Origin of the sequence: Mesorhizobium sp. M7A.F.Ca.CA.002.05.1.1 (genome assembly GCF_003998335.1) — a bacterium.
GTDB lineage: Bacteria > Pseudomonadota > Alphaproteobacteria > Rhizobiales > Rhizobiaceae > Mesorhizobium.
This window is the reverse complement of the sequence record NZ_RZQI01001211.1, coordinates 1-1,399: the sequence shown is the minus strand read 5'-3', so window position 1 is coordinate 1,399 and position 1,399 is coordinate 1. Positions and strand designations below refer to the sequence as shown.

The 1,399-nt window shown below is 62.2% G+C and carries 2 protein-coding genes; both read right to left on the bottom strand.

What is annotated here, in order from left to right; genetic code table 11:
* Positions 1-602, bottom strand: a 602-nt coding sequence (locus EN939_RS34195; protein WP_164751516.1) for a glutathione S-transferase family protein, incomplete at its 3' end; no start/stop codon positions are given.
* Positions 603-686: 84 nt separating this feature from the next.
* Complete coding sequence (purQ, locus tag EN939_RS34190) at positions 687-1,355, bottom strand: phosphoribosylformylglycinamidine synthase subunit PurQ (RefSeq protein ID WP_127269903.1); 669 nt, start codon at positions 1,353-1,355, stop codon at positions 687-689.
* Positions 1,356-1,399: the final 44 nt, after the last annotated feature.

The following is a 1,399-nucleotide window of genomic DNA, read 5'->3' as shown; positions in this document are numbered from 1 at the left end:
ACCCGCGACAATGCCGGGTGTTGCGAGGCGATCTGCTGGTAGGCGTCGAATTTGGGATAGGCGTCGAGCAGGTCGTGGCGTCCCGTCATGGCGCGGAAATTGTTGAAGATGAACCGTGTCGGCGTCAGCCAGGCATCGGCGAAGCTGATGTCGTCGCCGAGCGCGAATGGGCCCTGCGCCATGCGCGCCTCGATTGCCGCCAGCCCGTGATGCAGGCGGGCAAACTGGGCGTCGATCTCGGCATTGTTGCGCTTCGGCACGAAATGGAGCTCGAAAAGCTTCATCGTCGGGGTCAGCACATCGAGATCGGTGATGCGGGCGAACATGCGCACCAGTGCCCGGTCCTTGGAATCGGGCGGCAGCAGCGCCGGCTCCGGAAACCGTTCCTCGAGATATTCGGCGATGACCACCGATTCGACGATCGTCTCGCCCGAGCCGGTGATCAGCACCGGAATCCGGTTCATCGGTGAGATGGCGCGAAACTCTTCCGGGATGGGAAAACCGGGCGGCGGCGCGATGATCTTGAGTGGTACGTCCTTGATGTAGGCCAGTGCCCGCACGATCGACGAGTAGGGCGACAACGGCCGCGAATAGAGTTTCATGACCGTCTCTCTCCCCAATGAACCAGACTTGCTCCAAAGAGACAGGAATGTCCGGCTGTTTTCAAGCTGTTCGCTTCGATATCGTCAGGCTGCGATGCCGAGGGCGCTCTCGAACAGTCCGCGGCCATCGGTGCCGCCATGGGCTGCTTCGATCAGGTTTTCCGGATGCGGCATCAGCCCGAGCACATTGCCTTGGCTGTTGACGATGCCGGCAATGTCGTTGATCGAGCCGTTGGGGTTGGTGCCCTCGGCATAGCGGAACACCACCTGGCCTTCGCCTTCGATACGGGCAAGCGTGTCGGCGTCGGCGAAATAATTGCCGTCATGATGCGCGACCGGCGAGCGGATGATCTGGCCCGGCTGATAGCGGCGCGTGAACATGGTGTTGGCATTGGTGATCTCGAGCTTCACCTGCCGGCAGACGAATTTCAGCGAGGTGTTGCGCATCAAGGCGCCCGGCAACAGGCCGGCCTCGACCAGGATCTGGAAACCATTGCAGACGCCGATGACCGTAACGCCCGCGGCCGCTTTTTCGGCCACCGCCCGCATGACCGGCATGCGCGCGGCGATCGCGCCGCAGCGCAGATAGTCGCCGAAGGAAAAGCCGCCCGGAATGGCGATCAGGTCCACATCGGGGATTTCGGTGTCGGTCTGCCACACGGTGACCGGCGGCGTTCCCGAAATCTTGGTCAACGCCGCGATCATGTCGCGGTCGCGGTTGAGGCCGGGCAGAAGGACGACGGCTGCTTTCAATTTAGGCGATCTCCACCGCGTAGTTCTCAATCACCGTATTCGCC